Source organism: Achromobacter colocynthidis, assembly GCF_057334535.1.
In genome coordinates, this window is sequence record NZ_JBHFIZ010000006.1 from 251,066 (window position 1) to 277,726 (window position 26,661).

Below are 26,661 nucleotides of genomic sequence, written 5' to 3' on the forward strand. Positions count from 1 at the left end.
ATAGAGGTCAAGCATGGAAAATGCAACGCTGTACACCCAGGTCCGCCCCGCCGGCGGGGAACTCACTACGGTGCTGGTGCGCGACGGCCGCATCCAGGCGCTGGGAGGCGCGGCGCCCCAGGGCGTGCCGGTGGTGGACGGGGGCGGCGCGCTGATGCTGCCGGGGCTGATCGACGCCCACGCGCATCTGGACAAGACGATGTACGGCATGCCCTGGTACCGCAACGACGTCGGCCCGAGGCTGATCGACAAGATCGAGAACGAACGCGCCGAGAAAAAGCGCCTGGGCATAGATCCCTACCGGCAATCGGCGCGGCAGATCGTGATGTCGATTGCCGATGGCACCAGTCACATCCGCAGCCACGTGGACGTGGATACCGACATCGGCCTGGCCGCCATTGAAGGCGTGATGCGCGCCCGCGAGCAGTACCGTGACCAGATCGATGTGGAACTCGTGGCGTTTCCGCAAAGCGGCCTGCTGATCCGGCCGGGCACGCTGGAACTCATGGACGAAGCCCTGCGCATGGGGGCGGAGGTGGTGGGTGGGCTGGACCCGGCCGGCATGGACCGCGATCCCAAGGGCCATCTGGACGCCATCTTTGCGCTGGCCGACAAGCACGGCAAGCCCATCGACATCCACCTGCACGAAGCGGGCGAGCTGGGCGCGTTTTCGATGCAGATGACCATCGACCGCGTGCTGGCGCTGGGCATGCAGGGCAAGGTCACCTTGTCGCACTCGTTCTGCCTGGGCATGCCCGACACGCAGGCGGTCCAGGCGCTGACGGATGGGCTCTTGCAAGCGGGCATACACATCATGACGACGGGGTCGGCGTCGCGTCCCGTGCCCAACGTGGCGCGGCTGCGCGCGGCCGGCGTCACCATCTGTACCGGCAACGACGGCATGCGCGATACCTGGGGGCCCTACGGCAAGCCGGACATGCTGGAACGCACCATGCTGGTGGGCCTGCGCAACAACTTCCGCCGCGACGACGAACTGGCGATGGCGTTGGACGTGGCCACCTACGGCAACGCGCGCGTGATGAAGCTGGCCGACTACGGCCTGGCCCCGGGCTGCCACGCCGACTTCGTGTTGGTGGACGCCGAAACCGTGGCCGAAGCCATTGTGGCGCGGCCGGTGCGCAAGCTGGTCGTCAAGCGCGGCCGCGTGGTGGCGCGCGATGGGCGCGCCTTGGTGAGCGCGCCGTGATGCCCGCCGCCGAAGGCCCCATCCTGCTTACCGCCCGCTGGGTGGTGGGCCACGAAAACGGGCGGCACTGCCTGTACGAAAACGGCGAGCTTGTCTTCGAAGGCGATCGCATCTTGTATGTGGGTCACCGGTATCCCGGGCCCGTCGCGCGCCGCCATGACTACGGCCGCGCGGTGATCGGGCCAGGCTTCGTGGACTTGGACGCCTTGTCGGACCTGGACACCACCATCCTGGGTTTCGACAATTCCCCCGCTTGGCAAAAGGGCCGCATCTGGCCCGAGACCTATATGAAGCAGGGGCCGTACGAGATGTACTCGGCCGCCGAGCTGGCGTTCCAGAAGCGCTATGCCTTCGCACAGTTGATCCGCAATGGCATCACCACAGCCTTGCCGATCGCCTCGCTGTTCTACCGGGTCTGGGGTGAAACCCGCGACGAGTTCCTGTCGGCCGCCAACGCGGCGGGGGAACTGGGCCTGCGTGTCTACCTGGGACCGGCTTACCGCAGCGGGCACACCTATGTGGATGCCGAGGGCAAGATCCGCTGCCACTACGACGAAGCGCGCGGCATGGCCGGACTGGCCGAGGCGCTGGCGTTCTGCGACGACATCGACAGCCGCTACGACAGCCGCTACAACGGCCGCATCCGCGCCATGCTGGCGCCCGATCGCATCGAAACTTGTACGCCGGACCTGCTGCGCGCATCGGCCGCCGCCGCGCGAGAACGCGAAATTCCGATCCGGCTGCATTGCTGCCAGTCGCGCCTGGAATACGACCTGGTGCTGGAACAACACGGCATGAGCCCGCCAGAATGGTTGCAAAGCCTGGACTTTCTATCGCCACGCGCCTTGCTGCCGCACGGCACGTATGTGTCCGGCTCGCGCCATATTTCGCGCCCGGGCCGCGATCTTGAAATCATCCGCGACGCGGGCGCCAGCATCGTGCATTGCCCGCTGGTGTCCGCGCGGCATGGCGCCGGGCTGGCCTCGTTCGCAAGCTATCGCAAGCTGGGCATCAACATCGGCATGGGCACCGACACCTGGCCGCCCGACATGGTGCAGAACATGCAGGTTGGCATGATGCTGTGCCGGGTGGCGGAAGGGGCCACCGAGGCGGTGCGCGCCGAAGACTATTACGACGCGGCCACGGTCGGCGGCGCCGATGCGCTGGGCCGCCCGGACCTGGGCCGCCTGGCCGTGGGCGCCAAGGCCGACATCGTCGTCTTTGATTTTTCGCACGATCGCAATGGCCAGATGATCGACCCGATCCAGACCTTGATGATCAGCGGCAGCGGCCGCGACGTGTCGCAGGTCATCATCGATGGGCGCTTCGTCATGGTGGATGGCCGCATTCCCGGCTTTGACGCCCGCCTGGCGCAAGAGCAGGCGCAGTCGCAGTTTGACGGCCTGGTAGCGCGCTACCCCGACCGCACCTGGGGGCATCCTCCGGTCGAACAGATTTTTTCTTCCAGCTATCCGCGTCCCGCAAGGAGCCCGTCATGATGGCAGTCGTACCCAACACCGCGCCGCCGCCCGCCGCCATTCCGACCTTGTCGGTGCGTGGCCTGTCGGTTGAATTTCCCACGCGCCACGGCACGCTGGTGGCCACGCGCGACATCAGTTTCGATATCCAGCCCGGCGAAATCCTGGGCATGGTGGGCGAGTCCGGCGCGGGCAAGTCCCTGACCGGTATGGCGGTGATCGGCTTGCTGGAGCCGCCCGGGCGCTTGGGCGCGGGTGAGATTCATCTGGCCGGCAAGCGCATCGACAACCTGCCGCCCAAGGCGCGCCAGCGTTTGCGCGGCAAAGAGATCGGCGCGATTTTCCAGGACCCGCTGACCAGCCTGCACCCGCTGTTCACCGTGGGCGACCAGTTGGTCGAAACCATCCGCCACCACGACAAGGGCTCCGCCACGGCCGCCCGCGCCCGCGCGCTGGAACTCTTGCAGGCCGTGGGCATCCCCGCGGCTGACAAGCGTATCGACCACTATCCGCATCAGTTTTCGGGTGGCATGCGGCAACGGGTGGTGATTGCCCTGGCCTTGGCGGCGCGCCCCGCGCTGATCATCGCGGACGAACCCACGACCGCGCTGGACGTCTCGGTGCAGGCGCAGATCACCGCGCTGCTGCGCCGGCTGTGCCGCGAGCAGGGCACGGCCGTGCTGCTGGTCACGCACGACATGGGCGTGATTGCTGAAACCGCGGATCGCGTGGCGGTGATGTACGCGGGCCGCATTGTGGAAATCGGCCCGGTGCTGGACGTGTTACGCCGCCCCGGCCACCCGTACACGCAGGGCTTGATGAACGCCATCCCCGGCCTGCGCCACCGCGCGGCGCGCTTGAACCAGATCGACGGCGCCATGCCGCGCCTGCACGCCATGCCCACCGGCTGCGCGTTCCACCCGCGTTGCGCGCACGCGGGGCCGCGCTGCACCCAGACTCGCCCGCCCCTGGCGGCATCGCCTTCGGGCGCCACGGTCAGCGCTTGCTGGCTGCATCAGGAAGGAGTGGCCCATGCCGCGTAATGACGATGTGCTGCTGCGGGCCGACGACCTGGCCTGCTGGTTCGATGTGTCGCCGCCCTGGCTGGAACGCACGCTGTCGCGCCAACCCGAGCAAACGCTGAAGGCGGTGGACGGGGTGTCGCTGGCGGTGCCACGAGGCACCACCTTGAGCATCGTGGGCGAATCCGGCTGCGGTAAGTCCACACTGGCCAAGCTGTTGGTGGGCCTGGTCGCGCCCACGCGAGGCAAGCTGGAATATGGCCGCAACCGATCGGGCGGCGTGCTGCATCCGCAAATGATCTTCCAGGATCCCTATGCCAGCCTGAACCCGCGCTGGCGCGTGGGCAACATCGTGGCCGAGCCCATCATCACGCTGGGCCTGCGCCAGACGCCGGCGGATACGCGCCGCCGTGTGGACGAGCTGCTGGAACTGGTGGGCCTGTCCGCCAGTGACGCAGGCCGCTTTCCGCATGAGTTCTCGGGCGGACAGCGGCAGCGCATTTCGATCGCGCGCGCGCTGGCGACCGAGGCGGAATTCCTGGTATGCGACGAGCCGACGTCCGCGCTGGACGTGTCGGTGCAGGCGCAGATCCTGAACCTGATGGGGGACCTGCAAAAGGAATTCGGGCTGACGTATGTGTTCATCAGCCACAACCTGTCGGTGGTGCGCCACGTGTCCGATAGCGTGGCGGTGATGTATCTGGGCAGGATCGTGGAGCAGGCCGCGGCGGATCAGTTGTTTGAATCCCCGCAGCATCCGTACACGCGCATGCTGCTGGACACGATTCCCGACCTGGAAGACCCCCGGCGCGACCGGGAGCCCATGGGTGGCGAAGTGCCCAACCCGATCCAACCGCCCTCGGGGTGTACGTTTCACCCGCGCTGTCCGGAAGCTAGGGACGAATGCCGGGTGGAGGTGCCCGAGGTCAGCCGGGTGGCGGGACGCCAACTGCGTTGCCACGCGGTGCGGTGGGAACGCGCGGTGGCGGCATAGCGGCGAGTATCGGGTGGGAGCCGGGCCCACCCCGATACCCGACTATTTCGCGTAGACCATATCTCGCAGGCCCAACGACAAGCCGGGCCAATACGTGATCACCAGCAGGCAGACGATCACCACCCCCACAAACGGAATCAGCGGTTTGATCAAGCGTTCAAGCGGCAGCTTGGCCACCGCCGATGCCGCGAACAGGTTGACCCCGAACGGCGGCGTGATCATGCCCAGCGCCAGGTTGACCACCATGATGATGCCGAAGTGCACCGGCTCGACGCCGAACTTCAAGGCCACCGGCAGCAGCAAGGGCGCCAGCACCACGATGGACGCCGACGTTTCGATGAACATCCCGATCAGGAACAGCGCCACGTTCATGCCCATCAGGAACGTGAACTTCGTATCGAAGACCTGCGACAGCCACGTGCCCAGCGCGTCGGGTACGCCGGCGCGGTTGAGCAGGAAGCTGAACACGCCCGCGTTCGCGATCACGAACATGATCACGGCGGTGGACACCACCGATTTGTGCAGCGTCACGGACAGTTGCTTGAAGCTCAGGCGGCGGTAGATGAACTTGCCCACCACCACCGCGTACATCACCGCCACCACCGAGGCTTCGGTGGGCGTTAACACGCCGCCATAGATGCCGCCCAGAATGATGACGGGCATCATCAGCGCCAGCCAGGCGTTCTTGAACGCCGGCCACAGCGGCAGGCGGCCTTCGCCGTCGCGCTTGCCCAGGTTGTTGCGCTTGGCGTAGAACCACACGTAGAACATCAGCGCAACGCCGATCAGGATGCCGGGCATCACGCCGGCAATGAACAGTTCGCCGGTCGACGTGTCGGTGGACACGGCGTACAGAATCATCGGGATCGACGGCGGGATGATCACGCCGAGTTCCGCCGCGCTGGCCTGTAGTGACGCGGCGAAGGGGGCAGGGTAGCCGTGGCGGACCATCGCGGGGATCAGGATGGCGCCCACGGCGAACGTGGTCGCCACGCTGGAACCGGCCACCGCCGCGAAGATCATGCAGGTCAGCACGCAGGTGCAGGCCAGGCCGCCCTGGATGCCGCCCACCACGCTCTTGGCGAATTCCACCATGCGTTCGGAAATGCCGCCGGCTTCCATCAGGTTGCCGGCCAGGATGAAGAAGGGAATGGCGACCAGCGGGTACTTGTCCAGCGCGGCGTACAACTGCTGCGCCACCACCACCCAGGGCAGGCCGGAACTGCCGACTCCCGCCAGGCTGGCCAGGCCGATCGACACGGCGACCGGTACCGACAGCCCGAAGAAGATCAGCATCGAGACAATCATTAATTGAGACATGGCGAGTTCTGCTGCGTAGGTTCGTTGGGGGCGGCTTAGCCTTGCGCGTCGTTGCGCACCGGCACGTCGTCTTCTTCGCCCGCGCACCAGCGGGCCAGCACGGCGATGGCGGCAAGCGTCGCGCCAACGGGGATCGCCAGATAGATCCAGGAAATCGAAATATCCAGGCTGGGCACGTTCTGGAAGCGCACCCGATAGGTCATGTTGCCGCCAATCCAGGCCAGAAAGCCCAGGAAGCTGGCGCAGATCAGCCCGATCACCGCTTCAAGCACGCGCCGCTTCTTTCCGCCCAACAGGTTGCGCAGCAGCTCCACGCTGATCATCGCGCCATGGCGAAAGGCCAGCGCCACGCCCAACAGCACGGTCCAGATCAGGAGGGCGCGGGTCAGCACCTCGCTCCAGTCGGCGGGCGATTGCAGCACGAAGCGGGCGATGACCTGGTAGAAGGCGGCGGCCGCGGCGGCCACCATCAAGAGTTGGGCAAGAACCGAGACCAGCTTGAACAGGCCGCGGTCGAAAGCGCAAAGCAAACGCATGATGAATCCCGATAGCGATGGGCGCATAGGATGAAAAACGGCAAGCGGCGGGATCAGGATCCCGCCGCTCAAGGCGGTATGCCCCGTGGGGGCAGCGCCGGCTTACTTGGTGTCGCGGATCGCGTCGATCAGCTTCTTGTCGAACTTCTTGTAGTACTCGGGGTAGGCGGGCTCGACGGCGGCGGCGAACGCGGCGCGGTCGACTTCGGTTACCTGCATGCCTTCCTTCTTCAACTGCTCGACACCGGTCTTCTCGATGTTGTCGACGTAGGCGCGCATGGCCATGGCCGATTCCTTGCCGGCCTTGTCGAAGTTGGCCTTGTCGGCGGCCGACAAACCTTCATAGACGTTGGCCGACATCAGCACCAGCGCCGGGCCGTACACGTGGCCGGTCAAGGACAGGTACTTTTGCATTTGCGACAGCTTGGCCGACGTGATCACCGACAACGGGTTTTCCTGGCCGTCGATGGTGCCTTGCTGCAGGGCGGTGGCCACTTCGGGCCAGGCCATGGGCGTGGGCAGAATGCCGATCTGGCGGAAAGCCGTGATGTGGATGGGGTTTTCCGTGGTGCGGATCTTCAGGCCCTTGGCATCAGCCGGGGTCTTGACCGGACGCACGTTGTTGGTCAGGTGGCGAAAGCCCTGTTCGCCCCAGGCCAGGGCGATGATGCCGCGGCTGGGAAACTTGGCCAGCATGTCCTGACCGATCTTGCTGTCCAGCACGGCACGGGCGTGCGGCAGGTCGCGCAGCAGGAAGGGGATATCGAAAACCCCCGTCTCGGGAACAAAATTCAGGGTGGCGCCTGTCGAAACGATGGCCAGGTCGATCGTGCCGATCTGCAGGCCTTCGATCACCTCGCGTTCGCCGCCCAGCGCGCTGTTGGCGAATTGCTGTACTTTGTACTTCCCGCCCGAGGAGGCCTCGATGGACTTGGCCAAGGCGGCGGCGCCGGCGCCATAGTGCGACGAGGTCGACAGGGCGTAGGCCATCTTCAGGGTGGTTTGTGCTGCCGAGGGCAGGGATGTGGCGGCCGCGCAGGCGGCCAGAACCGTGGCCGCAAGCCAGGATTTACGCATTGTCTTCTCCGGTATTAGGTATCTTTAGGGGCGGCGTTGCCTCCCGCCCCGGGATGATATCGGGATTCGGACGCCGTTTAGGCGGTTTTTAACATTGATGAATGATGGATTTCCCTGATATGTCACAGGCCAAGCGCCCCGGTTTCTGGTCCACCCTGCGCCTGGGCGCCAGGATGATGATGCGCGACGCCCGGGCGGGCGAGCTGCGCTTGTTGGTGCTGGCGCTGGTGGTGGCGGTGGCCGCGGTGACCAGTGTGGGCTTTCTGGCCGACCGCGTCAGCCGGGCGCTGGAACGCGACGCCGGCCAGATGCTGGGCGCTGATCTTGTGCTGGATGCCGACGAGCCCGTGCCCGCGCCATTTCTGGATCAGGCCCGCGAACGCGGCCTGACCCTGTCCAGCACAATGCAGTTCCCGTCCATGGTTGGCGCCGGCGACGGCGCGCAACTGGCCGCATTGAAAGCGGTGGAGCCGGGCTACCCGCTGCGCGGCGCCTTGCGCGTGGCCGAGGCCCCGTTCGCCCCTGACGCCGTCACCCGCGACATCCCGCCCGAGGGCGCGGTGTGGGTGGATGCCCAACTGCTGTCGCTGCTGAACCTGAAAGTGGGCGACACGCTGAACGTGGGCGACGCCCACCTGCGCGTGGACCGCGTCATCACCTATGAGCCCGATCGCGGGATGCAGTTCGTCAACGTGGCGCCGCGCGTGCTGTTGCGCGCCAGCGACTTGCCGGCCACCGGCCTGATCGCGCCCGGCAGCCGCATCGGCTACGCCATGCTGGTTGCCGGTCAACCGGACGCCGTGGCGGGCTACGCCACGTGGCTGAATCAAAACTTAAAGCGCGGGCAAAAAGTGGCCACCCTGGAGTCGGGCCGGCCGGAGGTGCGCCGCACGCTGGACCGCGCGCAGCGCTTCCTGTCGCTGGTCGCGCTGCTGGCGGTGCTGATATCCGCCGTGGCGGTGGCGCTGGCGGCGGGCCGCTACATGACCCGGCATCGCGACGGCATTGCCGTCATGCGTTGCCTGGGGGCGGTGCAATCGCAGATCTCGCGCATGCTGACGCTGGAGTTCGCCCTGGTGGGCCTGTTTTCATCGGCCGCGGGCTGCTTGCTGGGCTTTGCCGTGCACCAGGTGCTGGTGATGCTGCTGGGTTCCTTGATCGACACCAGCCTGCCCGCGCCGTCCGCCATTCCCGCCTTGCAAGGCGTGTTGACCGGCTTGTTGCTGTTGCTGGGCTTTGCCTTGCCCGCGCTGGCGCAACTGCGCCACGTGCCGCCCGCCCGCGTGCTGCGGCGGGATGCCGACACGCTGAGCGCCCGCAGCGCGTTCGGCTACGTGGTGGGCGCCACGGGCTTTGCGCTGTTGATCTGGTGGTTCGCGGGTGACGCCAAGCTGGGCGCGGTGGTGGCCGGGGGCTTTCTGGGCGCCTTCGCCGTGTTCGCGCTGGTGGCGTGGTTGTGCGTGCTGGGCCTGGCGCGTGTGCGCGGCTTGGCCTCGGGGTTTCCCGCGCTGCGTTTCGCGCTGGCGGGCGTGGTGCGCCGCCGCGCCGCCACCATCACGCAGGTCTGCGCGCTGGCCGTCGGGCTGATGGCGCTGCTGCTCTTGACCATGACGCGCACCGACCTGATCCAGGGCTGGCAGCGCACCATGCCGGCGGACGCACCCAACCGATTCCTGATCAATGTGCAGCCCGACCAGCGCCAACCCGTCAGCGACGCGCTGGCTCGCGAGGGCTTGGGCGGCATCACGCTGTCGCCGATGGTGCGCGGGCGCTTGATTGCCATCAACGGCAAGCCCGTGGGCCCGGACGACTACGAAGAACCCCGCGCCAAGCGCCTGGTGGACCGCGAGTTCAACCTGTCCTATGACGACGAGATGCCGTCGTCCAACAAGATCGAGCAGGGCCGTTGGCTGTCCCCGGACGCGACGGCGTCCGAGGTATCGCTGGAGTCGGGTCTAGCCAAGTCGCTGGGCCTGAACCTGGGCGACAAGATGACCTTCGACGTGGCGGGCCAGCAGGTGGAAGCGACCGTCACCAGCACCCGGCGGGTGGATTGGGATACGATGCGCGTCAACTTTTTTGCCATCCTGAGCCCCGCCGCGCTGGCCGACATGCCCCAAAGCTGGATCACGTCCTTTTACCTGCCGCCTGAAAAAGCGGCGGTGCTGCCCGCGCTGGTGCGCGAATTTCCGAACCTGACCGTGTTCGATGTCAGCGCCATCCTGCAGCAATTGCAGTCGGTGCTGAACGAAGTGGGCAAGGCGGTTCAGTTGCTGTTTCTGTTCACGCTCGCCGCCGGCGTGCTGGTGCTGTCGGCGGCGCTGACGGCCACCCGCGACGAGCGCATGCGCGAAGCGGCTGTGCTGCGGGCGCTGGGCGCCACGCGCACGCAATTGGCGCGCTCGCAGCGAATTGAACTGTGGGCGGTGGGCGGCCTGGCCGGCCTGTTGGCGGCAGCCGGCGCCACCGCCATTGCCTGGGTCCTGTCAACCCAGGTGTTTGACTTCACCATTACCCTGAGCCTGTGGCCGTGGCTGACCGGCATCGGCGCGGGCATGTTGGGCGCCTGGGCGGGCGGCGCCCTGGCCCTGCGCGGCGTGTTGCGCACGCCGCCCCTGGTCACCCTTCGAGAAACCTGATGACGACCCGCGTCCATACCATTAGCGAACCTGTGGAAAATTCCAGCAGCATTTTTGACCTTCTTGGCGGCGAGCCCGGCGTGCGCGCGCTGGTCGACCGCTTCTATGACCTGATGGACATGGAACCCGACCTGAAAGAACTGCGCGCCGCCCACGGCCCCAGCCTGGACGAGGCGCGCAACAAGCTGTTCTGGTTCCTGTGCGGCTATTTTGGCGGGCCGGACCACTACATCGAACGCTTCGGCCACCCCCGGCTGCGCGCGCGGCACCTGCCGTTTTCCATCGGCCAGGTCGAGCGCGACCAGTGGGTGACCTGCATCGGGCGCGCCATGGAAGACCAGGGCATCGACCCGGCGCTGGTGGAGCGGTTGCTGGAATCTTTTTACGGCGTGGCCGACTGGATGCGCAATCGTGAAGGCTGACGGCGCGCGCGCTGTCGACGCGCGATCCGGCGCGCAGCGCCAGTCCTGGGCGGGTCCGCTTGCGGGCGCCATGTTGAGCGATGCGTCGCGCCTGGCGGACGCCGGCCCCGACATTTTCAACCCGTCGCATTACGGCGACCGCGCCCGCCCGGTGGACGCGGGTGGCCGGCAAGCCGCCTGGTTCGTGCAGGGCGCGGGTTGGCAGGGCGTGTTGCGGCGCTACCGGCGCGGCGGCATGATCGCCCGCATCAGCCGCGACGCCTATCTTTGGAATGGCGAGGATCGCACCCGCAGCTTCCGCGAATTCCGCTTGCTGGCCGAGATGCGCGCGCAGGGGCTGGACGTGCCCGCGCCCCTGGCCGCCGCCTACTGGCGCCAAGGCCCGATCTACCGCGCGGCCATCGTGGTGGAACGCATTCCGGGCGTGCGGCCCCTGGCCCACGCGCTGGCCGAGCCGCTTTGGGGCGCGGTGGCGCAGGCCATCGTCCGCATGCACCGCGCCGGCGTCTGGCACGCTGACTTGAACGCCTTCAATATCCTGATCGGTGGCGACAACCGGGTCTGGCTGATCGATTTCGACCGCGGCACGCTCGGTGCGCTGTCCGAACGCCAGCGCCAGGGCAACCTGGACCGGTTGCGCCGCTCGCTCGTCAAAGTAGCGGGCGACGAGGGCGACCGCTTCTGGATGAAGCTGCGCGACAGCTACTGGACGGCTTGGGGCGTGGGCGTCCAACCCTGAACCGCCGCAAAGGGGCGTTGCCGTCGCGATCAGCCTTCAAATGCGCCAATTCGCCGCTAAAGTTGGGCAGGCCATCGCTAAAAGGCTTTATCATTTCGCCTTTTGGTAGTCCTGACATACACGGCATACGGCAAGGGGGCTTGTAATGGAACTAAGGGCGGGAATGCGCTGGGCGCTTGGCGCGGTGTTGGTCGCGGCATCGGCATCGTCGGCGGTCGCGCAGGACAAGGTCGTCAACGTCTACAACTGGGCCGAATACACGGCGCCGGACACGATTCCGGGTTTCGAAAAGGAAACCGGCATCAAGGTCCGCTATGACGTCTATGACAGCAACGACACGCTGCAAGCCAAGCTGCTTGCCGGCAAGTCGGGGTACGACGTTGTTGTCCCCTCCACCCATTACGCCTCGCGCCAGATCCAGGCCGGGCTGTTCCAGAAGCTGGACAAGTCCAAGATTCCCAACTGGAAGTACCTGGACCCGGAACTGATGGCGCTGGTCGCCTCGGTCGACCCGGGCAACGAGCACGCCATTCCGTGGGGCTACGGCACCAATGGCCTGGGCTACAACGTCACCAAGGTCAAGCAGATCATGGGCGACAACGTAGACCTGGCCAACTGGGACATGATCTTCAAGCCCGAGAATGCCGCCAAGCTGAAAGAGTGCGGCATTTCGATGCTGGACGAAGCCGCGCAGGTGTTCCCGGCCGTGCTGAAGTACCTGGGCAAGGATCCCAACAGCACCAACACCGACGACTACAAGGCCGCGCTGGATGTCTTGAAGCAGATCCGCCCGTACATCCGCCAGTTCAGTTCGTCGGGCTATATCGATGAGCTCGCCGTGGGCGACCTGTGCATGGTCTACGGTTTTTCGGGCGACGTGATGATTGCTCGCAAGCGCGCGCAAGAAGCCAAGAAATCGTATGAAGTGAACTACTTCATTCCGAAGGGCGGCGCGCCCGCGTGGTTCGACCTGATGGTCATTCCGAAGGATGCGCCGCACCCTGAAGAAGCCCTGGCGTTCATGAACTACATCGAAACTCCGCAGGTGCACGCCGCCATCACCAACACCATGTTCTATCCCAACGCCAACAAAGAGGCGCGGAAATACGTGGTGAAGGACGTGGCCGAGAACCCCATGATCTATCCGCCGGCTGAGGTCTCCAAGACCTTGTATGTGATCAAGGCGCTGCCCTTGAACATTCAACGCCTGCAAAACCGGATGTGGTCCGAGCTGAAGTCTGGAAGATAAGTCATCATGAGCGATAGCCGTTACTCGGCGCCGCATACGGTCGACCCGGACGAATTCGTCCGGGTGTCCGATGTGGTCAAGATCTTTGGCGATGTGGTCGCCGTGCGTTCCGTCAACCTGTCCGTCAAGCGCAACGAGATCTTTGCGCTGCTGGGAAGCTCCGGCAGCGGCAAATCCACCTTGCTGCGCATGCTGGCGGGCTTTGAGGACGCCACGTCCGGGCAGATCCTGCTGGACGGCGAGGACATCACCGCCGTGCCGCCGTACCGCCGGCCCGTGAACATGATGTTCCAGTCCTACGCGCTGTTCCCGCACATGACGGTTGAAGCCAATGTGGCGTTCGGCCTGAAGCAGGAAGGCGTGGACCGCGCTGAAATCCACGACCGCGTGTTTGAAGCGCTGGACTTGGTCCAGATGGCCGGCTATTCGCGCCGCAAGCCGAACCAGCTGTCGGGCGGCCAGCAGCAGCGCGTGGCGCTGGCGCGCAGCCTGGTCAAGCGGCCCAAGCTGCTGTTGCTGGACGAACCGATGTCCGCGCTGGACAAGCAGATTCGCCAGAAGACGCAGATTGAACTGGTGAAGATTCTTGAACAGGTCGGCGTGACCTGCATCATGGTGACGCACGACCAGGAAGAGGCCATGACCATGGCGCACCGCCTGGCCGTCATGACCGAAGGCCAGATCGTCCAGTGCGGCACGCCGCAAGACGTCTATGCCTTTCCGAATTCGCGCTTCGTGGCCAGCTTCATCGGGTCGACCAATATGTTCACCGGCACCATCGTGGTGGACGAGCCCGACCACGTGGCCATTGAATGCGGCGAATTGACGCGGCCGCTGTTCGTGAACCACGGCGTGAGCGAACCGCTGGGCATGGAAGTGCACGTGTCCATCCGGCCCGAGCGCCTGGTGGTGTCGCGCGAGCAACCGCCGGGTGAATACAACTGGGCGCACGGCATGGTCAGCCACATGGCGTGGATGGGCAGCTACGCGCTCTATCAGATTCGCCTGGACTCCGGCAAAACGGTGGAAGCCAGCGTGCCCAGCCTGTTGCTGGCCCAGATGGACGCGCCTGGCATCGACGAAGAAATCTTCGTCAGCTGGGGCGAAGACAGCGCGACGGTGCTGGCGTCATGATCCGCTTTTCGCCCCGCGACTGGTTGCCTTCCGGCCGGGCGCTGGCGGTGGTGCCGCCGTTTGCCTGGCTGGTGCTGTTCCTGCTGCTGCCTTTCCTGCTGGTATTGAAGATCAGCTTTGCCGAAGTGGAATTCGGCATTCCGCCGTATACGCCGCTGGCGCAATTCCAGGACGAAGCGGTGCAGTTCAGCCTGCACCTGCGCGGCTACATCCTGCTGTTCACCGACAGCCTGTACTTCAAGACCTACCTCAGTTCAGTGAAGATCGCCGGCATCACCACGCTGATCTGCGTGCTGATCGGCTATCCCATCGCGTACTACATCGCGCGCTCTTCGCCACGGGTGCGCAACCTGCTGCTGCTGGGCGTGATCCTGCCGTTCTGGACGTCGCTGTTGCTGCGCGTGTATGCGTGGGTGGGCATCCTGCGTAACGATGGCTTGTTGAACAACCTGCTGCAAAGCCTGGGCATTATTTCCAGCCCGCTGGAAATCTATCGCACCGATGTGGCGGTCTACATTGGCATGGTCTATGCGTACCTGCCGTTCTTCATCCTGCCGCTGTATGCCACGCTGGTGAAGATGGACTTGCGCCTGCTGGAAGCCGCGTACGACCTGGGCGCCAAGCCCTGGCAGGCGTTCTGGCAGATCACCGTGCCGCTGTCGCGACAGGGCGTGATCGCGGGCGCCATGCTGGTGTTCATTCCGGCCGTGGGCGAATACGTCATCCCCGAAATGCTGGGCGGCGCCAACACGCTGATGATGGGCCGCGTCATGTGGAACGAGTTCTTCAATAACGCGGACTGGCCCATGGCGTCGGCGGTGACGTGCGTAATGGTGCTGTTGCTGCTCGTGCCCTTGGTTTACTTCCAGTACAACCAGGTCAAGCAGCAGGAACAAGCCAACGGAGGCCGCAAATGAAAGGCCCCAACAAGACATTGCGCGCCGTGGTGCTGGGGCTGGGGTACTTCTTCCTGTACGTGCCCATCATCAGCCTGATGGTGTTCTCGTTCAACGCGTCGCCCACCGTCACGTCGTGGACGGGCTTCTCGTTTCGCTGGTATCACGCGCTGGTCAACGACGACGCGCTCTTGCGGGCCGCGTGGCTGTCGTTTCGCATCGCGGCACTGACGGCCACGGCCGCCGTCATCATCGGCACCTGGGCCGGCTATGTGTTGGGCCGCATGGGGCGCTTTCGCGGCTTTTCGCTGTACGTGGGCATGCTGAGCGCGCCGCTGGTCATTCCGGAAGTGGTGCTGGGCATTTCCTTGCTGCTGATGTTCGTGGAACTGCGCGGCAGCCTGGGCTGGCCCTCTGAAAATGGCGTGTTCACCATCTGGGTGGGGCACGTGACGCTGTGCATGGCGTTTGTGGCCGTTGTCATCCAGACCCGCATCCGCGACCTGGACCGCTCGCTGGAAGAGGCCGCGCTGGACCTGGGCGCAACCCCCATCACCGTGTTCTTCAAGATCACGCTGCCGCTGATCGCGCCGGCGCTGGCCTCGGCCTGGCTGCTGTCGTTCACGCTGTCGCTGGACGACGTGGTGCTGGCGTCGTTCCTGTCCGGCCCCAGCTCCAGCACGCTGCCGATGGAAGTGTTTTCGCGGGTGCGCCTGGGGCTGAAACCCGAGATCAACGCGCTGGCCACCTTGTTCATCCTGGCCGTGGGCACGTGCGTGATCCTGGCCAACCGCCTGCAATGGCGCAAGGAGTCTGAATCCAAATGAAGCAAACCACCCTGTATGGCCTGACCAAGTGCAGCACCTGCGTCAAGGCGCGCGACTGGCTGTCCGAACACGGCGTCGACCACGTGTTCGTGGATTACCGCGATCACCCGGTTGACGCGGCCACGCTGAAATCGTGGTCCGACAAGGTCGGCGGTTGGGAAAAGCTGGTCAACCGCTCGTCGATGACCTGGCGCAACCTGCCGGAAGACCGCAAGTCGGCCGCGACCGACAAGCAATGGAGCGACCTGATTGCCGAATCCCCGGCCCTGGTGCGCCGCCCGGTCACCGTGACGACGGACGGCGAGGTCACGGTGGGCTTCAGCGAAAAGCGCTACGGCGAACGCTTCGCCTGACGCCACCCGGCTGCGATGGCGTCCCCCATCCAGGCATCGCGCGGCGCCGGCCAGGCGTTGCCCGATGCCTTTTTTGATCGCGATGCCTGCACCCTGGCGCGCGACTTGTTGGGCAAGGTCATCCGCCATTGCGTGGACGGGCTGTGGCTGTCTGTGCGCATCATCGAAACCGAAGCCTATTACCTGGAAGAAAAGGGCAGCCACGCCTCGCTGGGCTATACCCACAAGCGCCGCGCGCTGTTCATGGATGGCGGCGTCATCTACATGTATTACGCGCGGGGCGGAGATTCGCTGAATTTCAGCGCCGCCGGGCCGGGTAATGCGGTGCTGATCAAGTCCGGTTATCCGTGGACGGACGCACTGTCCGGCCCCGATGCGCTGGCGCGCATGCAACAGTTGAACCCGGATGCGCGGGGCCTGCCGCGTCCGCCGTCGCGTCTGTGCGCGGGGCAGACGCTGCTGTGCCGTTCGTTGGGGCTGAAGGTGCCGCAGTGGGATGCGCGCCGCTTCGATCCCGGCGCGCTGTATGTGGAGGACGTGGGTGGCTCACCGCAAGCCCTGGTCTGCACCACGCGCCTGGGCATCCCGCCAGGGCGCGACGAGCATCTGCATTACCGTTTCGTGGATCCGGCCTACGCTGCATTCTGCACACGCAACCCGTTGCGGCGCGGGCAACGCGCCGGCCAGGATTATGTGTGGGTGGACCGTCAGGGCGTCGTGCTGCCCGAGGCGCCGGCGTTTCAGATGCCCGAACTCTAGGCGCCCGGAGGCCCGGCGCCCGGAAGCCCGGCGCCCGGATGCCCGGCGCCCCAACGTCCGGCGCGCTAGGCTGCCTTCGCGGCGTCGATGCGCGCTTGCAGGGACTGGCGCATTTCCTGGTATTTGCGCGCAATGCGCTTGCGGTTCAGGCGCTTGCTCCAGGCGTAAAGCGGAATCAGCGGCAAGACCCCGAACCCGTCGATCAGGTACATGCCCTGCTTGCCCTCGGCGTTCTGGCCACAGGCGATATTGCTGGCGGAGATGTCGTGCAGCACGACATGCGCGTCGGCCAGATCGTTGAAGAACTCGTCCAACTGTTCGAAGAACTGCGCGTCCACCTTGCCCTGCGCGGCCAGGTCAGCCACGGTGGGCGCAATGTTGCCGTCGGCGTCGGTGATCTTTTCCACTACCAGGCCCAGGCCCAGCGAGGTTTGCGCCACGCCCAGGATGCGCGCCATGGGCACTTGCCACACGCCCGACGGGCGGGTAGTGGTGGTGACGTATTCCGATATCTCGTTCAGATAGACGCGGTAGGCGCTTTCACGCTGGTACTGCTTGTACCAACGCTTGAACGGCCGCGCCTCCAGATAGATCGCGCGGGCGCGCATGTCCATGACCTTGACGAGCAGGTCGGGGGAATGCGGATGCTGGAAAATGTGGCGGTCGCCGCCGGTTGCGAGCGGCGTTGCGGCGTCCAGGTCCAGGGGACCGAACACCGATTGGAAGGAGACGCTGGATCGAGAGGAAGAAAGATCAGCTGAATTCAAGTTGTGTCGAACGTTGTATTCAAAGTGCGGGAAGTTTAATCCTGTTGCGCGGCGGCGGCGGCTCGGGTTGCATCAAGGGATGTCGTTTGCTTACAACGTGGCGATGATGCGTCCTACAATTCCGGCTTTGGAGATGCCTCTTTTGAATGACATTCTGCTTTGGGTAGCCGCGGGCGGCGCGGGTCTGGCGTGTTTGATGGCCATGCTGGCCTGGTTGCGTCCGGCCGCGCCAGATGCGCGGCTGGATGCACTGCTGGAAGGCCTGGAACGCACCGAGCGTGCGTTGCGCGCCGATATCGCTGAAGGGCAACGCGGCCTGCGCAGCGAATTTTCAGAGTCCACACGCGCGCTGCGGGTAGAGCTGGCGCAATCGCATGGCGACTTGCGCACCGGCCTGGCGCGCGATGCGCAGGCCGCGCGCGCCGAATCGGCCGAGTCACTGGCCCGCTTTGCGGCGGGCTTCGGCGAACAATTGCAGGGCCTGATCCAGATCAACGAGCGGCGTCTGATGGAAGTGCGCGCCACCGTGGACCAGCGGCTGCAATCCTTGCAGGCGGATAACAGCGCCAAGCTCGATGAGATGCGCCGCACCGTCGATGAAAAGCTGCATGCCACGCTGGAACAGCGCCTGGGCGAATCGTTCAAGCTGGTGTCGGACCGGCTGGAGGCCGTGCACAAAGGCCTGGGCGAGATGCAGGCGCTGGCGGCGGGCGTGGGCGACCTGAAGCGCGTGTTGACCAACGTGAAGTCGCGCGGCACCTGGGGCGAAGTGCAACTGGCCCGCCTGATTGAAGACAACATGACGCCCGACCAGTACGCCAGCAACATCAAGCCCGTGCCGGGCAGCGATGCGGTGGTCGAATTCGCCATCCGCTTGCCCGGGCGGGGAGACGGCGGCGCGCCCGTGTGGCTGCCGATCGATGCCAAATTTCCCAAGGAAGAATACGAACGGCTGATGGACGCGCAGGACGCCGCCGACGTGGACGGCGTGAAAACCGCCGGCGCCGCGCTGGGCCGCGCGGTGGAATTGCAGGCGCGGCTGATTGCCAGCAAATACGTGTCGCCGCCGCACACGACCGACTTCGCCATCATGTTCCTGCCCACCGAAAGCCTGTACGCCGAAGTGCTGCGGCGCCCGGGCTTGCTGGACAAGCTGCACGACCTGCGCATCAACGTGGCCGGCCCCAGCAACCTGGCGGCCTTGCTGAACAGCTTGCAGATGGGGTTTCGTACCTTGGCGATCGAGCAGCGTTCATCGGAAGTGTGGCAGGTGCTGCGGGCCGTCAAAACCGAATTCGGCAAGTTCGGCGACGCGCTGGCCAGCGTCAAGAAGTCGCTGGACACGGCCAGTAACAAGATCGGCCAGACCGAGGTTCGCACTCGGGCGATGCTGAAAAACCTGAAGAATGTCGAAGCCTTGCCCGACGCGGAAGCCTTAAGGCTATTGGGCGATGCCGATGCGGTGGGCGACGCGGATGAGGCCAATGGCGCTGACGATGACCCCGCCGCCACGCAACCCCTGGCTACGCCGCCCAACACGGCTTCTTCCGGCCCGGCCTGACGCGGCCCGGCCTGCCGCGGCCCGGCCTGACGCGGCCCGCTCGGCCTAGTCCGGCCCGGCCTGCCTGCCACCGAACCGGCATCGCGCGCGGCAAGCGCGACGTGCCGGCTTGTTGCCCACGCGGACTGTCGATATCCTGGCATGTGCGGCATTTCGCCGTCGACCCTGGAGCATCGCAAGCATGAGCACCGCTGACCGCCATGATTCCTCACCCCTCGACGCGACGGCGCTGGGCGCCGATATCGCCCAAGGCGTTACCACCGCGCTTGCCGCGATGCAGCAGGCGGTGGACCGGGTGGCGGCGCGCAATCCCGCCATCAACGCCGCCTGCGGCATCGAAGCCGACGCCGGGCTGCGCCTGGCCCAGGCGCTGGACGATGAACTGGCCGGGCTGACGCCTGACCAGCGGCTGGCGCAACTGGACACCCGGCCCTTCCTGGGCGTGCCCACCTTGCTGAAAGACCTGGGCACGGCGGCCCTGGGCTTGCCCAGCGCCATGGGGTCGGTACTGTATGGGCATGTTGAATGGGATGTGGATGCCGAAATCGTCAAACGCTACCGCCGCGCCGGACTGATTCCGTTTGGCCGCACCACCAGCGCCGAACTCGGCCTGAGCCCCACCACCGAATCGCCCGCCTACGGGCCGCCTACCCAAAACCCCTGGAAGGCCGGCCATAGCGCGGGCGGGTCCAGCGGTGGCGCGGGCGCGGCCTTGGCCAGCGGCATGGTGCGCATCGCGCACGGCAGCGACGGCGGCGGGTCCATCCGCATCCCGTCCTCGTGCTGCGGGGTGCTGGGCCTGAAGCCGTCACGCGGGCTGATGCCGCTGGGCCCCTTGAAGGGCGAAGGTTGGGGCGGCCTGGCCACCGAACACATGATGACCCTGTCGGTGCGCGACTGCGCCGCGTCGCTGGACATCAGCGCGGGGGCGGACGTGGGCGCGCCCTACGCGGCCCCGGCGCAACCCGAGTCGTACCGGGCAGTGGTGGCGCGTGTTGCCGCCGACCCGCATGGTGCGCCGCGTCGCCGCATTGCCTTCATCAACACCACCTATGAAGGCGGGGCGATCCACCCCGAAGTCGCCGCCACCGTGGACGAGGCGGCGCGCCTTTTCGCATCGCTCGGCCATGAAATGGTGCCGGCCCTGCCGCCGGTGGGGTCCGAAGAAGTGCTGTCGCCCATGCTGCCGCTGATTGCCAGCGCCGCCGCCAATGCCATCGACAGCTTTGTCGCCGAGCGCGGGCGCCGCCTGGCCGCCGACGAGCTGCAACCCACCACGCTGGGTGCGCGCGAATATGCGCGGGCGATATCCGGTGCCCAATACGTGGCCTGCGTGGACACCTGCCACGAAATCACCCGGCGCATCGGCCGCTTCCTGCACCGCGACGGCACCCACGGCCATGACCTTTTCCTGAGCCCCGTCCTGGCGCAACCGCCCGCGCCCCTGGGCCGGTACGCCATGGACAACGCCGATTACCTGGCCTACCGTCTGGGCAAGAAGGGCGTGATCGGCTATTCGCCCTTTGCCCCCCTGGCCAACCTGACCGGCATGCCGGCCATCTCCATCCCGTTCGGCATGTCGTCCGATGGGCTGCCGATCGGCATCCAGGTGATGGGGCCGTTGGGTAGCGAAGCGCTGCTGCTGGAATTGGCGGCGCAGGTCGAGGCCTTGCGGCCCTGGGCGTTGGTGGCGCCCATGGCCAGATAGCGGGCTTTACCGCGGCGGGCGTTACCGCAGCGGGCTTTATCGAGAGCGGCTTTTACCGAGAGCCGGCCCTACCAGGAGCAGCCATGTCGTCGTTTGCCACGCACACCGTGCAAAACCAGGTGCCTCCGCTGGAAGACTATTCGCTGTACGACACCGACCCCGCCTTGCGCGAGGCGGTGCGGCGCGAGGGCGCACAGGCCTGGGAAGGCGACCTGGCCGCGCACGGCGCCTGGCTGGGCCGCGCGCAGACGCTGGCCGCCGGTGCCGAAGCCAACCGCTGTCCGCCCCGGTTGATGAGCTATGACCGCTCGGGGCACCGCATCGACCACGTGGAATTCCACCCGGCCTGGAACCTGCTGATGACCGGCATCATGGCGCGCGGGCTGCACAGCCGCGCCTGGGCGCAAGCGGTGCCCGGCGCGCAAGTGGCGCGTGCCGCCGCCTATTTGATGCAAGGGCAGGTAGAAGCCGGCACGCTGTGTCCCACCACGATGACGTTTGCCGCCGTGCCGCTGTTGCAGCGCGAACCGTCCGGCGCCGTGGACTTTGCCGGGCAATGGCTGCCCGCGCTGTACTCGCGCGAATTCGATGGCGCCGACGCGCCCCTGGCCGCCAAGCGCAGCGCGCTGGTAGGCATGGGGCTGACCGAAAAGCAGGGCGGCTCGGACCTGCGCGCCGTCAATACCCGCGCGGTGCCCTTGGGCGCGGCGGGTCGCGGCCACGCCTATCAGTTGGTGGGACACAAGTGGTTCTTTTCGGTACCGCAGGCGGACGCGCATCTGGTGTTGGCGCACACGGACGAAGGGCTCAGTTGCTTGTTCGTGCCGCGCTGGATTCCCGACGGCCCGCGCAACGCCATTCGCGTGCGCCGCTTGAAAGACAAGCTGGGCAACCGCAGCAACGCCAGTGCCGAAGTCGAATTCGAGGATGCCTGGGGCGTGATGGTGGGCGAACCGGGGCGTGGGCTGGCCGTGCTGCTGGAAATGGCGGCCACCACGCGGCTGGACTGCGTGCTGGGCAGCGCCGCGCTGCTGCGCCAGGCGCTGGTGCAGTCCCTGCATCACGCGCAGCATCGGCACGCCTTCGGCAAGCCGCTGATCGCGCAGCCGCTGATGCGTAACGTGCTGGCCGACCTGGCGCTGGAAAGCGAGGCGGCGATGGTGTTGGCGCTGCGGCTGGCGCGCGCCGTCGATGCGCGGACGGATGCCCAGGCCCGCGCGCTGGTGCGTGTGGGCACGCCCGCCGCCAAGCTCTGGATCTGCAAACGCGCCATTCATGCCGTCGCGGAGTGCATGGAGGTCTGGGGCGGCAACGGCTATGTGGAAGAAGGGCCGATGCCGCGCCTTTACCGGGAAACACCGGTCAATTCCATCTGGGAAGGGTCGGGCAACGTGATGGCGCTGGACGTGCTGCGCGCCTTGCAGCGCGAACCCGACGCCTTGCCCGCGTTGGAACAGGAATTCGCGCACGCGGCGGGCCAGTATCAGGCGTTTGACGCGGCGCTGGTGGCTTGGCGGGCGCTGCTGGCCGAGAGCGCTCAAGCCGAATTCCAGGCGCGCCGCATCGCCTGCGGCCTGGCGCGGCTGTGGCAGGCCGCCTTGCTGATCCAGCATGCGCCAGCCCCCGTGGCGCAAGCCTTTGTGGCCAGCCGCCTGCATGCCGATGGCGGCGTTTTTGGCGAGCTGGTGGCAGGCGCGGATGCCGGGGCGATCCTGGCACGTGCCTGGCCGCCCGCCGCCGCATGCTAAATTTCCCGGCTTGACCAACCTTTCCGCATTCTTCCCGCCATGCTCTCCCAGCAAGAACTCAAGCAACAAGCCGCCGACGCCGCCCTGGAATTCGTTGAACAGGTCGCCGGCCCGGACGTCATCATCGGGGTGGGCACGGGCTCCACGGCCGATCTGTTCATTGATGGCCTGGCGCGTTTCAAGGGTCGCATCGGCGGCACCGTCGCCAGTTCGGAGCGCAGCGCGGCCCGCTTGGCCGGCCACGGCCTGAAGGTGCTGGACCTGAACGACGTGTCGACCATGCCGATCTACGTGGACGGCGCCGACGAGATCGACGCGAACCTGTCCATGATCAAGGGCGGCGGCGGCGCGCTGACGCGCGAGAAAATCGTGGCGTCGGTGGCGGAACGCTTTATCTGCATCGCCGACGAATCCAAGCTGGTCCAGACGCTGGGCAAGTTCCCGCTGCCGCTGGAAGTGATTCCGATGGCGCGCGAATCGGTGGCGCGCGCCCTGGTGGCCCTGGGCGGCCAGCCGCGTCTGCGCGAGGGCTTCATCACCGACAACGGCAACGTCATCCTGGACGTGTCGGGCCTGGCGATCTCGGACGCGCGCGCGTTCGAAGCGCTGGTCAACAACCTGCCCGGCGTGGTCACCTGCGGCCTGTTCGCGCTGGCCGGCGCCGATGTGGCGCTGCTGGCCACGCAAAACGGCATCCGCCGGCTGGACCGCGCAGCGTAAGCAGCCAGCTTCGCGCGGCCCGAGTGTTGCACTTGCCGCCCCGCCTTGCGGGGGGCGGGGCGTCGATTCATAATCCTGTCACACTTGGGTCATAACCTTGCCGGTTGTGCAGGCCCATCTCGTAACTCTCTTATTTCGGGGCAATGCAATGAGACCAACCACGCAGGGAGCCCGGATGACGGAGCATACAAACAAGCAGTTCGACGCCGACCTGGAAAGCGTCCGTTCGCAATTCTTGCAAATGGGCGGCTTGGTGGAAGCCATGATCCAGGAAGCGATCGACGCGCTGGCCACGGGCGACCTGTCGCTGGTGGAGAAAGTCCGCGAGCGGGAAAAGGAAGTCAACCGCCACGAAGTCGAAATCGACGAAAGCATCAGCCGCATCCTGGCCCGTCACCAGCCTACGGCCATCGACTTGCGCATGCTGATGGCCGTGTCGAAGATGCTGACCGACATGGAGCGTTCCGGCGACGAGGCCGAAAAGGTCGCTACCGTTGCCCGTCGCATCCATGAAGCCGAAATGCGCCACATCCCGGTGATCGAACTGCGTCACATGGCCGCCAACGTGCGCACCATGCTGCACCAGGCGCTGGACGCCTTCGCCCGCCTTGACCCCATCCAGGCCGCCGCCGTCGTGCGCAGCGACAAGGAAGTGGACAAGGAATGGAAGGGCGCGCTGCGCCACCTGATCACCTACATGATCGAAGACCCGCGCACGATCTCGCGCGCCATCGACATGATCTTCATCGCGCGCGCGCTGGAACGCATTGGCGACCATGCCAAGAACATGTCCGAACGTGTCATCTACATGGTCAAGGGCGCTGACGTGCGCCACACCGGCGTGAAGAACACCGAGCGCCTGGCGCGCGGCGAGGAAGAGTCGGAAGACGAGGCCTGATCACGCCAGTTTTTTGGCCGACGTGGCCAACGGGCCGACGCGCTATTAAGCCATTAAGCCAATAAGCCAGCAGGTCAACAAAAAGCCCCGACACGGTTGCCGTGTCGGGGCTTTTGCATGGGCAGCACTACAGCGGCAGCACCGCGCCTTGGCATAGCCGTGGGTCCGGTACGCCGGGTTTACCGGCATCGATGCGACCTGCAAGCCGGCGCCCGAAGGCGGGCAGGTCGGGGGCGCTGACTTCAAGGTCGTACCAGCCTTCGCAACCGGCGTACTTCAATTCCATCGCGCCGCCGGCCGGCACATGCGCCATGGCGCGCCAGTTGTCGCCCATATGGGACTCCAGCTTCACCGGCCGTGGCGTGTCGCTGTGGTTGACGAGCCGCACGCGCAGCCCCGACGTGACGGGGACCAGTTGCGCTTCCAGCGTGCCGCCGTCCTGGGAATCGCCCCGGAAGTGACGATGAAAGCCATCCGGGCCCAGCAGCCAGAGGTCGTAGGCGCCGCCCTGGCTCAGCCTCCAACCATCGTCCAGCCGCGCGCCGGCGCCGATGGTGTAGCGCCGGGGCGCGCGCGCCAGGTCGTGGCGGTCGTACACATGTAGCACGGCGGCGGCGCTGCCCGGGTTGCGCAGCGTCAGCCGGTAGTGTTCGCCGTCGGCTGTCATGCGGCCCACCGCTTCCAGCGCGTAGGGCAGCGCGCAGGCGTGGCGGTTGCTGTCGGGATGGTGCGGGCCGCGATCGCCGCTGAAATCAAAGGCCGAGGTCAGGTCGCCGCTTACCGCGCGCCGCCATGCGCTGATGTTCGGTTCAGCCACGCCGAAGCGGGCCTCAAGAAAGCGGATCACCGAGGTGTGGTCGAACACTTGTGAATTGACCCAGCCGCCACGGCTCCAGGGTGATACCACCAGCATCGGCACACGCGGTCCCAGCCCGAAACCGCGGCCATGCAGGTGGGCGGGGTCTTCCTGCGCGGTGCTGTGTCCGAGCCGGGCGTCGTGGTATTCGCCGTCGAGCTCAATGGTGGACAGCCCGCCCGAATGGCTATCGGCGTGGCGTGCGGGCGGGGCGGGCGGAGGCACGTGGTCAAAGAAGCAGTCGTTCTCGTCATAGGTGACAAGAAAAACGCAGCGGCTCCAGGATTCGGGGTTGCTGGTCAGGATATCCAGCACGCGCTCGGTATAGGCGCCGCCCTGGCGTGGCGACGACACTTCGGGATGTTCCGAATCGGCGGTGGGGGCGATGATCCACGACACCGCCGGCAACTGGCCCGCAGCCACGTCGCGCGCCAGATCATCCAGCGTATGGGTCGACAGGGCGCGGTCACGCAAGGGGGCCGAGGCCGCGGTGCTGGCATGCGCCTCGCGGTACTGACGAAAGCCGGCCAGCGGGTTGTCGTGAAAGTTGTCCGCCATGTCCTGGTAGATGCGCCAGTCCACGTCCGCGTCCTGCAGGCGCTCGGGGTAGGTGGTCCAGGTATAACCTTCGTTTGTCGCGCCCAGCCTGTCGTAGTAATTCACCAACGCCGGGCCACCCGCCACGCCGGTGGGATCGTTCGTGCCGGTCCACAGGAACAGGCGGTTCGGATTGGTGCCGGCGTGCAGGGAACAGTGATAGGCGTCGCACACGGTGAACGCGTTGGCCAGGGCGGCCTGGAAGGGCACGTCAGCGCAGGTATAGGCGCCCAGCCCCAAGCGGCCCTTGGCGGGCAGCCATTGGTCCATGCGGCCGTCGTTCCAGGCCCATTGCGCATCCACCCACGTGTGCGGCGTGATGAAGCCGGCCGGTGTGTCGCTGGCGAGTTCTTGCTGTAGCGCATAGGGGCGGCATTGCGTGGCGCCGTCCGATTGCGTCAGTACGTTGCCGGCCAGGGTGGGCACAAGATGCGGATCGGCAAAACCGCGCACGCCGGGCATCGTGCCGAAATAGTGGTCGAAGGACCGGTTTTCCTGCATCAGGATGACCACGTGCTGTACGTCGTGGATCGTGCCCGTCGTGCGATCAGGCGGGATCGCCATGGCGCGCTGGATGGACGACGGCGGGTCGGCGGGGAGAGGCAAGCGCGATTCTTCTTTCATGACAGCATTAATACGGCCTGCAAACTTCGATCTTAAGGGCAATGTCAGGTCGCGTGCCGGCGTGAGCGCATCGGCGCCGCGTCGGTGCCACGAAAAGCGAAGCCCCTCGCGCGCGAGGGGCTTTCGTGATGGGGCCGCCGCATGGGGCCTGGCGCAAGCGGGGGCGCAGTACGAAGCCCGTCGCCCGCAGCCCGTCGCCCAATCAGGCCGAAGGCGGAACGTAGCCGTTGGCTTCGACGGTGCCGTCTTCGAACAGGAAACGCTCCATCTGTTCCTTCAGGTACTTGCGCGCGCGGGCATCGGCCAGGTTCAAGCGGTTTTCATTGACCAGGCGCGTCTGGATGGCTTTCCATTCTTCCCAGGCTTCCTTGGAAATGCTCTGCCAGATCTTGGTGCCGAGCTCGCCGGGATAGGGGGGGAAGTCCAGCCCTTCGGCTTCACGCTTCAATTTCACACAGTTGACGATACGGGACATGGTTCGCTGCCGAAAATAGGAATAACGCCGTATTTTAGCGGGGTTGGCGCCGCAC

24 protein-coding genes are annotated in these 26,661 nt (G+C 66.1%); 18 read left to right on the forward strand and 6 right to left on the reverse strand.

Annotation, left to right across the window (positions count from 1 at the left end):
• The first annotated feature begins 13 nt into the window (after positions 1 to 13).
• From ACE04A_RS04125 to ACE04A_RS04140, 4 genes are read left to right on the forward strand one after another with little or no spacing between them, the layout of a single operon-like run.
• Complete coding sequence (locus ACE04A_RS04125; RefSeq protein WP_448718439.1) at positions 14 to 1,207, forward strand: amidohydrolase family protein; 1,194 nt, start codon at positions 14 to 16, stop codon at positions 1,205 to 1,207.
• On the forward strand, positions 1,207 to 2,706 hold the full coding sequence (locus tag ACE04A_RS04130; protein ID WP_485819881.1) for an amidohydrolase family protein: 1,500 nt from the start codon (positions 1,207 to 1,209) through the stop codon (positions 2,704 to 2,706). The genes ACE04A_RS04125 and ACE04A_RS04130 overlap by 1 nt, the downstream gene beginning before the upstream one ends.
• The gene (locus tag ACE04A_RS04135) at positions 2,703 to 3,728 is read left to right on the forward strand and encodes an ABC transporter ATP-binding protein (protein WP_100857021.1); all 1,026 of its coding nucleotides are present in this window, start codon (positions 2,703 to 2,705) and stop codon (positions 3,726 to 3,728) included. Before ACE04A_RS04130 ends, ACE04A_RS04135 begins: the two co-directional genes overlap by 4 nt.
• A complete protein-coding gene (locus tag ACE04A_RS04140) occupies positions 3,718 to 4,701 on the forward strand; it encodes an ABC transporter ATP-binding protein (protein WP_448718438.1) in 984 nt (327 codons plus the stop codon). The genes ACE04A_RS04135 and ACE04A_RS04140 overlap by 11 nt, the downstream gene beginning before the upstream one ends.
• Before the next feature lie 42 nt (positions 4,702 to 4,743).
• On the opposite strand, the gene ACE04A_RS04145 is transcribed toward ACE04A_RS04140, so the two are convergent.
• From ACE04A_RS04145 to ACE04A_RS04155, 3 genes are all read right to left on the reverse strand, one after another.
• Positions 4,744 to 6,021, reverse strand: coding sequence for a TRAP transporter large permease (locus ACE04A_RS04145; RefSeq protein ID WP_485819876.1), 1,278 nt, complete (start codon positions 6,019 to 6,021; stop codon positions 4,744 to 4,746).
• Positions 6,022 to 6,056: 35 nt separating this feature from the next.
• On the reverse strand, positions 6,057 to 6,557 hold the full coding sequence (locus tag ACE04A_RS04150) for a TRAP transporter small permease (protein WP_100857867.1): 501 nt from the start codon (positions 6,555 to 6,557) through the stop codon (positions 6,057 to 6,059).
• A gap of 102 nt (positions 6,558 to 6,659) precedes the next feature.
• A complete protein-coding gene (locus tag ACE04A_RS04155; RefSeq protein WP_485819877.1) occupies positions 6,660 to 7,634 on the reverse strand; it encodes a TRAP transporter substrate-binding protein in 975 nt (324 codons plus the stop codon).
• 101 nt (positions 7,635 to 7,735) lie between these two features.
• Here ACE04A_RS04155 and ACE04A_RS04160 point away from each other — a divergent pair, with 101 nt between their 5' ends.
• The 9 genes from ACE04A_RS04160 to ACE04A_RS04200 all read left to right on the forward strand — a co-directional run bounded on the left by ACE04A_RS04160 (position 7,736) and on the right by ACE04A_RS04200 (position 16,652).
• Complete coding sequence (locus ACE04A_RS04160) at positions 7,736 to 10,273, forward strand: ABC transporter permease (protein WP_448718436.1); 2,538 nt, start codon at positions 7,736 to 7,738, stop codon at positions 10,271 to 10,273.
• Complete coding sequence (locus tag ACE04A_RS04165) at positions 10,273 to 10,695, forward strand: group II truncated hemoglobin (protein WP_438859238.1); 423 nt, start codon at positions 10,273 to 10,275, stop codon at positions 10,693 to 10,695. The genes ACE04A_RS04160 and ACE04A_RS04165 overlap by 1 nt, the downstream gene beginning before the upstream one ends.
• 70 nt (positions 10,696 to 10,765) lie before the next feature.
• Positions 10,766 to 11,434 carry a 3-deoxy-D-manno-octulosonic acid kinase gene (locus ACE04A_RS04170; protein ID WP_259252631.1) on the forward strand — a complete coding sequence of 223 codons (669 nt, stop codon included), beginning with the start codon at positions 10,766 to 10,768 and terminating at the stop codon, positions 11,432 to 11,434.
• 145 nt (positions 11,435 to 11,579) lie between these two features.
• Positions 11,580 to 12,683, forward strand: coding sequence for a polyamine ABC transporter substrate-binding protein (locus ACE04A_RS04175; protein ID WP_259251568.1), 1,104 nt, complete (start codon positions 11,580 to 11,582; stop codon positions 12,681 to 12,683).
• 6 nt (positions 12,684 to 12,689) lie between these two features.
• Positions 12,690 to 13,817, forward strand: coding sequence for an ABC transporter ATP-binding protein (locus tag ACE04A_RS04180; RefSeq protein WP_259251567.1), 1,128 nt, complete (start codon positions 12,690 to 12,692; stop codon positions 13,815 to 13,817).
• On the forward strand, positions 13,814 to 14,734 hold the full coding sequence (locus tag ACE04A_RS04185; RefSeq protein ID WP_100857014.1) for an ABC transporter permease subunit: 921 nt from the start codon (positions 13,814 to 13,816) through the stop codon (positions 14,732 to 14,734). Before ACE04A_RS04180 ends, ACE04A_RS04185 begins: the two co-directional genes overlap by 4 nt.
• Positions 14,731 to 15,540: an ABC transporter permease subunit gene (locus ACE04A_RS04190; protein WP_259251566.1), complete on the forward strand. Its 810-nt coding sequence runs from the start codon at positions 14,731 to 14,733 to the stop codon at positions 15,538 to 15,540. The genes ACE04A_RS04185 and ACE04A_RS04190 overlap by 4 nt, the downstream gene beginning before the upstream one ends.
• On the forward strand, positions 15,537 to 15,893 hold the full coding sequence (locus ACE04A_RS04195) for a Spx/MgsR family RNA polymerase-binding regulatory protein (protein ID WP_485819878.1): 357 nt from the start codon (positions 15,537 to 15,539) through the stop codon (positions 15,891 to 15,893). The genes ACE04A_RS04190 and ACE04A_RS04195 overlap by 4 nt, the downstream gene beginning before the upstream one ends.
• A 15-nt stretch (positions 15,894 to 15,908) precedes the next feature.
• Positions 15,909 to 16,652 (forward strand): DNA-3-methyladenine glycosylase, encoded by a 744-nt coding sequence (locus ACE04A_RS04200; protein WP_448718435.1) that lies wholly within the window; start codon positions 15,909 to 15,911, stop codon positions 16,650 to 16,652.
• A gap of 65 nt (positions 16,653 to 16,717) precedes the next feature.
• Here the strand turns inward: ACE04A_RS04200 and ACE04A_RS04205 are convergent, their stop codons facing one another.
• The gene (locus tag ACE04A_RS04205) at positions 16,718 to 17,419 is read right to left on the reverse strand and encodes a PhoP regulatory network YrbL family protein (RefSeq protein ID WP_259251563.1); all 702 of its coding nucleotides are present in this window, start codon (positions 17,417 to 17,419) and stop codon (positions 16,718 to 16,720) included.
• A gap of 133 nt (positions 17,420 to 17,552) precedes the next feature.
• Between ACE04A_RS04205 and ACE04A_RS04210 the strand changes: the two genes are divergently transcribed.
• From ACE04A_RS04210 to phoU, 5 genes are all read left to right on the forward strand, one after another.
• A complete protein-coding gene (locus ACE04A_RS04210; RefSeq protein WP_448718434.1) occupies positions 17,553 to 18,980 on the forward strand; it encodes a DNA recombination protein RmuC in 1,428 nt (475 codons plus the stop codon).
• A gap of 181 nt (positions 18,981 to 19,161) precedes the next feature.
• A complete protein-coding gene (locus tag ACE04A_RS04215) occupies positions 19,162 to 20,688 on the forward strand; it encodes an amidase (RefSeq protein ID WP_448718433.1) in 1,527 nt (508 codons plus the stop codon).
• An 83-nt stretch (positions 20,689 to 20,771) separates the two neighbouring features.
• Complete coding sequence (locus ACE04A_RS04220) at positions 20,772 to 22,436, forward strand: isovaleryl-CoA dehydrogenase (RefSeq protein ID WP_485819879.1); 1,665 nt, start codon at positions 20,772 to 20,774, stop codon at positions 22,434 to 22,436.
• A 39-nt stretch (positions 22,437 to 22,475) separates the two neighbouring features.
• Positions 22,476 to 23,156: a ribose-5-phosphate isomerase RpiA gene (gene rpiA, locus ACE04A_RS04225; RefSeq protein WP_448718431.1), complete on the forward strand. Its 681-nt coding sequence runs from the start codon at positions 22,476 to 22,478 to the stop codon at positions 23,154 to 23,156.
• Positions 23,157 to 23,331: 175 nt separating this feature from the next.
• Complete coding sequence (gene phoU / locus ACE04A_RS04230; RefSeq protein WP_259251558.1) at positions 23,332 to 24,054, forward strand: phosphate signaling complex protein PhoU; 723 nt, start codon at positions 23,332 to 23,334, stop codon at positions 24,052 to 24,054.
• A gap of 127 nt (positions 24,055 to 24,181) precedes the next feature.
• On the opposite strand, the gene ACE04A_RS04235 is transcribed toward phoU, so the two are convergent.
• Both ACE04A_RS04235 and ACE04A_RS04240 read right to left on the reverse strand, forming a co-directional pair.
• Complete coding sequence (locus ACE04A_RS04235; protein ID WP_448718430.1) at positions 24,182 to 26,131, reverse strand: phosphocholine-specific phospholipase C; 1,950 nt, start codon at positions 26,129 to 26,131, stop codon at positions 24,182 to 24,184.
• 202 nt (positions 26,132 to 26,333) lie between these two features.
• Positions 26,334 to 26,606 carry an oxidative damage protection protein gene (locus ACE04A_RS04240; RefSeq protein WP_100857005.1) on the reverse strand — a complete coding sequence of 91 codons (273 nt, stop codon included), beginning with the start codon at positions 26,604 to 26,606 and terminating at the stop codon, positions 26,334 to 26,336.
• Positions 26,607 to 26,661: the final 55 nt, after the last annotated feature.

What these genes read in the sequence shown, in the direction of transcription:
- ACE04A_RS04125 (WP_448718439.1), top strand. Translation starts at nt 14, where the DNA reads ATGGAAAATGCAACGCTGTACACCCAGGTCCGCCCCGCCGGCGGGGAA.
- ACE04A_RS04130 (WP_485819881.1), top strand. Translation starts at nt 1,207, where the DNA reads ATGCCCGCCGCCGAAGGCCCCATCCTGCTTACCGCCCGCTGGGTGGTG.
- ACE04A_RS04135 (WP_100857021.1), top strand. Translation starts at nt 2,703, where the DNA reads ATGATGGCAGTCGTACCCAACACCGCGCCGCCGCCCGCCGCCATTCCG.
- ACE04A_RS04140 (WP_448718438.1), top strand. Translation starts at nt 3,718, where the DNA reads ATGCCGCGTAATGACGATGTGCTGCTGCGGGCCGACGACCTGGCCTGC.
- ACE04A_RS04145 (WP_485819876.1), bottom strand. Translation starts at nt 6,021, where the DNA reads ATGTCTCAATTAATGATTGTCTCGATGCTGATCTTCTTCGGGCTGTCG.
- ACE04A_RS04150 (WP_100857867.1), bottom strand. Translation starts at nt 6,557, where the DNA reads ATGCGTTTGCTTTGCGCTTTCGACCGCGGCCTGTTCAAGCTGGTCTCG.
- ACE04A_RS04155 (WP_485819877.1), bottom strand. Translation starts at nt 7,634, where the DNA reads ATGCGTAAATCCTGGCTTGCGGCCACGGTTCTGGCCGCCTGCGCGGCC.
- ACE04A_RS04160 (WP_448718436.1), top strand. Translation starts at nt 7,736, where the DNA reads ATGATGGATTTCCCTGATATGTCACAGGCCAAGCGCCCCGGTTTCTGG.
- ACE04A_RS04165 (WP_438859238.1), top strand. Translation starts at nt 10,273, where the DNA reads ATGACGACCCGCGTCCATACCATTAGCGAACCTGTGGAAAATTCCAGC.
- ACE04A_RS04170 (WP_259252631.1), top strand. Translation starts at nt 10,766, where the DNA reads ATGTTGAGCGATGCGTCGCGCCTGGCGGACGCCGGCCCCGACATTTTC.
- ACE04A_RS04175 (WP_259251568.1), top strand. Translation starts at nt 11,580, where the DNA reads ATGGAACTAAGGGCGGGAATGCGCTGGGCGCTTGGCGCGGTGTTGGTC.
- ACE04A_RS04180 (WP_259251567.1), top strand. Translation starts at nt 12,690, where the DNA reads ATGAGCGATAGCCGTTACTCGGCGCCGCATACGGTCGACCCGGACGAA.
- ACE04A_RS04185 (WP_100857014.1), top strand. Translation starts at nt 13,814, where the DNA reads ATGATCCGCTTTTCGCCCCGCGACTGGTTGCCTTCCGGCCGGGCGCTG.
- ACE04A_RS04190 (WP_259251566.1), top strand. Translation starts at nt 14,731, where the DNA reads ATGAAAGGCCCCAACAAGACATTGCGCGCCGTGGTGCTGGGGCTGGGG.
- ACE04A_RS04195 (WP_485819878.1), top strand. Translation starts at nt 15,537, where the DNA reads ATGAAGCAAACCACCCTGTATGGCCTGACCAAGTGCAGCACCTGCGTC.
- ACE04A_RS04200 (WP_448718435.1), top strand. Translation starts at nt 15,909, where the DNA reads ATGGCGTCCCCCATCCAGGCATCGCGCGGCGCCGGCCAGGCGTTGCCC.
- ACE04A_RS04210 (WP_448718434.1), top strand. Translation starts at nt 17,553, where the DNA reads ATGCCTCTTTTGAATGACATTCTGCTTTGGGTAGCCGCGGGCGGCGCG.
- ACE04A_RS04215 (WP_448718433.1), top strand. Translation starts at nt 19,162, where the DNA reads ATGAGCACCGCTGACCGCCATGATTCCTCACCCCTCGACGCGACGGCG.
- ACE04A_RS04220 (WP_485819879.1), top strand. Translation starts at nt 20,772, where the DNA reads ATGTCGTCGTTTGCCACGCACACCGTGCAAAACCAGGTGCCTCCGCTG.
- rpiA (WP_448718431.1), top strand. Translation starts at nt 22,476, where the DNA reads ATGCTCTCCCAGCAAGAACTCAAGCAACAAGCCGCCGACGCCGCCCTG.
- phoU (WP_259251558.1), top strand. Translation starts at nt 23,332, where the DNA reads ATGACGGAGCATACAAACAAGCAGTTCGACGCCGACCTGGAAAGCGTC.
- ACE04A_RS04235 (WP_448718430.1), bottom strand. Translation starts at nt 26,131, where the DNA reads ATGAAAGAAGAATCGCGCTTGCCTCTCCCCGCCGACCCGCCGTCGTCC.
- ACE04A_RS04240 (WP_100857005.1), bottom strand. Translation starts at nt 26,606, where the DNA reads ATGTCCCGTATCGTCAACTGTGTGAAATTGAAGCGTGAAGCCGAAGGG.